We start from the raw sequence: 4,370 nt of genomic DNA on the forward strand, positions 1-4,370 counted from the left end.
GCATTTTTTGACAATTTGAGGGAAGTTGGATAGAATCAAATTATTGATTTTTTTTAAAAAACAAGCTCCTATTTTACCGAAGTAGGAGCTTTTTGTCAATTTTTTTTCTAACATTCAACACTTCTGCCTTTGTTTATTTATGCTACGGTGCGATTTTTTGAACAAATTAAGCTGGTTAAACTCTGTGCTTTTTTAGGAAAACATTCGTTTCCATTATGGTTGATTCACTCTTTTTTCTGTTATTATTATTGGCAAGATTTAGTTTATTTTCCCCAATGGTCGCCTCTTATTTTATTATGGTTAGTGTTGCTTTCGTTGGCAGTTATTGTAGGGGTAGAGTGGATTTTAAAAAGGTTGAGTTTTGCAAAATGAGTGCTTCAATTCTTACCCAGACCTAACTGTAAATTTAATGAGGTGGCACTAGCTCTCTAAAGCAATCTTCTCTCATAGCGTGAGAGTGTGAATCCTGTCATTGCGAGGGGGGGGGAAATGTTAATCTTAGAGATATATTACAAAAGTACCCCGAAGCAATCCCTTCTTGACTAATAGCTTGAGAGTGGTTGGGTTTCGCTCTCGCTTTACCCAACCTACAGATAGCATTTGACTCGGCGAAGTTACGCTAAATCGATTTGGAGAATCGTTGTTGTTGTTGAGGGAAGTAACTATCAAATATGACGGCGATGTTCCGAATGAGTAAGCGTCCTACAGATGTGACTTCTAGATGGTCTTTGTATAACCGAATTAGACCATCTTTTTCTAAGGGTTTAAGGTTGACTAATTCCTGAGCAAAATAATGATCAAAATCTACGTGATAGGCTTGGGAGAATTCTTGCTTGTCAACGCCAAAGTGACACATTAACTCCATGATAATGGCGCGTCGAATTTTATCATTATGATTTAAAACTACGCCTTTTTCAATGGGGAACTGACTCGCTTCTACGGCTTGGTAATAGCTTTTTAATGTTTTATGATTTTGGATATAAGCGTCTTCTAACATACTGATGGACGTTAACCCAAAGCCGAATAGATCCATGTCGGGTTTAGTGGTGTATCCTTGGAAATTGCGGTGTAAATGGCCTTCTTTTTGAGCAATGGTGAGTTCGTCGTTGGGTTTGGCAAAGTGATCCATGCCGATGAAGGTGTAGCCGTTATGGGTAAGTTGTGCGATCGCCGATTGGAAGATCCGCAGCTTCTGGGCTGTGCTGGGTAAGGCCTCCTGGGGGATTTTCTTCTGTACCGGTTTTAACCAAGGTACATAGGCAAAGTTGAACACGGCAATCCGATCGGGATCGAGTTCAATAGTTTTAGCAATAGTCTGTTCAAAGCTTTGTTCGGTTTGATAAGGCAAGCCATAAATTAAGTCTACGTTAACACTTTCAAACCCCGCTTCACGAATCCAACCCATGACGTTAAATAACATCTCTTCTGGTTGAATCCGATTAATAGCGGCCTGCACTTGGGGGTTAAAGTCTTGAATCCCGAAACTAATGCGATTAAAGCCTAAATCTCGCAGAAATAAAATGTAGTTGCGGTCAATATACCGGGGATTCACTTCTAAAGAAATTTCCGCTTTAGGATCAAAGTGAAAATGTTGATTGATTTTGCTCCAAAGTTGCTCAACATGACCAATATTCAGATAATTGGGCGTTCCCCCACCCCAATGGAGTTGTTCCACTGGACGATTTGTATCGAGATAACGGGTTAAATGGTCAATATCTTGGGATAAATGCTGAAGGTAGGGATTCACCACTTTCTCTTGTTGTTGGGTGACAATCACATTACACCCGCAGAAATAACAGGCTGTCTGACAAAAGGGAATATGAAAGTAGAGGGAAATGGGAGAGGAGCGCTGATTGCTCCGTGCGATCGCCTGCATACAATCCCCACTCGTAAACTGACTGTGCAATTCCGTCGCTGGGGGATAGCTGGTATAGCGGGGAGTCGGACTGTTGTAGCGGTTGATCAAATCCGTGTCAAATTCAACGGGAGTTAAGTAAGACTTCATAAGGGTTTCTCTGAATCGCAGTTTTAAAAAAGTGTCGAAGTACAACCGGACAGTTAACGGCTAGACCTGACAGTATACATTTGTCTGAGAATATAATAATGTGACCAACTAACCAGATTTTGTTTTAATTCTTAACAAAGCTTGCTAAATGACAATGGCTATGAAAATATAGTCTCACATGTTTGAACGTTTGGTTATAAATTTAAGAACTGTTACAAGGTCACTATGGCAACTGCTACTATCGAAGAATTGAAACCCGGTATCAAAGCGCCGAGTCAAGAAACCTTGCTCACCCCGCGCTTCTATACGACAGATTTTGAGGCGATCGCCAACATGGACATTTCCGCCCAAAAGGACGAACTGGAGGCAGTTCTGGCGGAAATGGAAGCCGATTATAACTGTCGTCATTTCCGCCGCACCGAAGAATTTAAGCAGTCGTGGGATCATATCGACGAAGCCACCCGCGCTTGTTTCATTGACTTTCTCGAACGGTCTTGCACCTCAGAATTTTCCGGTTTTCTGTTGTTTAAAGAGATTTCCCGGCAAATTAAAGACCGTAACCCCCTATTATCCAAAGTTTTCCACCTCATGGCCCGGGATGAAGCCCGTCACGCGGGTTTTCTCAACAAAGCCATGAGCGACTTTAATATTTCCCTTGATTTACAATACTTAACCAAAAACCGGACTTATACCTTCTTTAAACCCGAGTGGGTCATTTACGCGGTGTATCTTTCCGAGAAAATTGGTTACTGGCGCTATATCACCATCTACCGTCATCTAGAAAAACATCCCGAACAGCAATACTATCCCCTGTTCAAAATGTTTGAAAGCTGGTGTCAAGACGAAAACCGCCACGGGGATATTTTCAACGCCTTATTGCGATCGCAGAAATCCATGTGGAACACTTGGCGCGGTCGTCTCTGGAGTCGTTTCTTCCTCCTCACCGTCTTTGCCACCCACACCCTCACGGTCCATGAACGGGCTGATTTTTACGAGTCTATTGGTTTAAATGCCCAAGAATTCGACCGTCACGTGGCCCGCAAAACCAACGAAACAGCCGCCCGGTCTTTCCCGGAAATTCTCGACGTAGACCACCCCGAATTTTTCCCCCGTTTAGAAAAATGCGCTCAACGTCATGAAAAAATGCAGCAAATTGAGCAAAGCAACGCGCCGAAATGGCTCAAAAACCTGCGCAAATTGCCCTTAATGGCGGCCATTTTCGGGGATTTAGTCCGTTTATACTTCATTAAACCCATTGACGCTGAAGCCCTACGCGGTACCGTCTATTAATCGCCATTCGTCACCCGTGAACCCGGATCATTTGTGCTAGACTCATTGAGTCAAATTTTTCTCAACAATGGGTGAGCAAAAACCCATAATTCAGTTGGCATTGGGGCCCCTGTGTTACTGCCCTTAGAAGGAGGCGTTAGCCGCTCATTTGAGGGCATTAGGGGCTGATGTAGAGGAGGGGTGAAGGAATGTTAGAACTGGTGGGGGTAGGAGTCCGGGAAACGGTGGGGATTACGGAGATTGACCTGCTGCGGGATCTGTCGTTCAAGTTGAAGGCGGGGGAGCGCACGGTTTTAGTCGGCCCGTCGGGTGCGGGGAAAACAACGCTGCTCCGTCTGCTGAATCGTTTAATTAGTCCCACGACGGGACAACTGTATTTTCGTCAACAAGCTTATAGTCAAATCCCGGTGATTGAGTTGCGGCGACAGGTGGTTTTAGTCCCCCAAGATCCGAAACTGCTCGGGATGAGGGTACAAGATGCGATCGCCTATCCCCTCCAACTCCAAAACCTTCCCCCCCGTGACATTGACCAGCGCGTTCAAGCTTGTTGTCACACTTTACGCATTCCCAATGAATGGCGAGAACGCACGGAATTACAGCTTTCCCAAGGTCAACGGCAGTTAGTGGCGATCGCCCGGGCCTTAGTCATGGAGCCTCAAGTTTTGATCCTCGATGAACCCACCTCCGCCCTCGATTTTGGTCTAGCTTCCTATCTTTTACAAGTGTTGGGTCAACTAGAAAACACCACAATCTTGATGGTTAACCACCAACTGGATTTAATGCCCCCTTTTGCTCAACGGGTGTTCTACCTAGAAAACGGCATCTTACAACAGGATACGCCTGCTCACGCTGTTGAGTGGGATTATTTGCGCGATCGCCTGCACCAGCAACAAGAACAACAACAAGCAGAATGGGAAATGTGACGTTTCTGCTAGTCCTATGGCAGGCGCTAGGCAGGGTCTGCTGAATAACTCGGGGAGCAGGGGAGCAGGGGAGCGGGGGAGCAGGGGAGCGGGGGAGCGGGGGAGCAGGGGAGCAGGGGAGCAGGGGAGCAGGGGAGCAGGGGAGCGGGGGA

General features: G+C 45.4%; 3 protein-coding genes. 2 read left to right on the forward strand and 1 reads right to left on the reverse strand.

Going from position 1 to position 4,370, the window contains the following annotated elements; translation table 11 throughout:
• Positions 1–619: 619 nt before the first annotated feature.
• Positions 620–2,005 carry an oxygen-independent coproporphyrinogen III oxidase gene (gene hemN / locus K4A83_RS22170; RefSeq protein WP_265266889.1) on the reverse strand — a complete coding sequence of 462 codons (1,386 nt, stop codon included), beginning with the start codon at positions 2,003–2,005 and terminating at the stop codon, positions 620–622.
• A gap of 225 nt (positions 2,006–2,230) precedes the next feature.
• On the opposite strand from hemN, the gene acsF reads away from it, so the two are divergent.
• Both acsF and K4A83_RS22180 read left to right on the forward strand, forming a co-directional pair.
• Entirely contained in the window at positions 2,231–3,295 is a 1,065-nt protein-coding gene (gene acsF / locus K4A83_RS22175; protein WP_265266891.1) for a magnesium-protoporphyrin IX monomethyl ester (oxidative) cyclase, read from the forward strand.
• A 188-nt stretch (positions 3,296–3,483) separates the two neighbouring features.
• Positions 3,484–4,218 (forward strand): ABC transporter ATP-binding protein, encoded by a 735-nt coding sequence (locus K4A83_RS22180; RefSeq protein ID WP_265266892.1) that lies wholly within the window; start codon positions 3,484–3,486, stop codon positions 4,216–4,218.
• Positions 4,219–4,370: the final 152 nt, after the last annotated feature.

This window comes from Spirulina subsalsa FACHB-351 (assembly GCF_026130165.1).
GTDB lineage: Bacteria > Cyanobacteriota > Cyanobacteriia > Cyanobacteriales > Spirulinaceae > Spirulina_A > Spirulina_A subsalsa_A.

Excerpts from the sequence above, each read along its gene's own strand:
- acsF (WP_265266891.1), top strand. The coding sequence starts at position 2,231 with ATGGCAACTGCTACTATCGAAGAATTGAAACCCGGTATCAAAGCGCCG.
- K4A83_RS22180 (WP_265266892.1), top strand. The coding sequence starts at position 3,484 with ATGTTAGAACTGGTGGGGGTAGGAGTCCGGGAAACGGTGGGGATTACG.
- hemN (WP_265266889.1), bottom strand. The coding sequence starts at position 2,005 with ATGAAGTCTTACTTAACTCCCGTTGAATTTGACACGGATTTGATCAAC.